The sequence below is a fragment of the Halorubrum sp. SP9 genome (assembly GCF_005435015.1).
GTDB classification, from domain to species: domain Archaea; phylum Halobacteriota; class Halobacteria; order Halobacteriales; family Haloferacaceae; genus Halorubrum; species Halorubrum sodomense.
In genome coordinates this window covers 1-213 of sequence record NZ_SGXU01000805.1, presented here as the reverse complement: position 1 = coordinate 213, position 213 = coordinate 1, and the positions used below count along the sequence as shown (strand labels likewise).

The following is a 213-nucleotide window of genomic DNA, read 5'->3' as shown; positions in this document are numbered from 1 at the left end:
ATATTGGGATTGTATTCCAACGCTTCCACCTCTTGCCCGCGCTCACCGCTGTTGAAAACGTCGCGCTGCCGCTTGTTCAGGCCGGTGACAGCCGTCGCAAACGGCGTGACCGCGCCACGGAGTTGCTTGACGCGGTCGGCCTCGACGGGCGTCACAAACACCGCCCCGGCTCGTTAAGCGGCGGCGAACAACAGCGCGTCGCGATCGCTCGGG

1 protein-coding gene is annotated in these 213 nt (G+C 64.8%); it reads left to right on the top strand.

Annotated features, from left to right (window positions below; all coding sequences use genetic code 11):
• A partial coding sequence (locus EXE45_RS19370) for an ATP-binding cassette domain-containing protein (RefSeq protein ID WP_137695230.1) occupies positions 1-213 on the top strand: 213 nt, incomplete at both ends.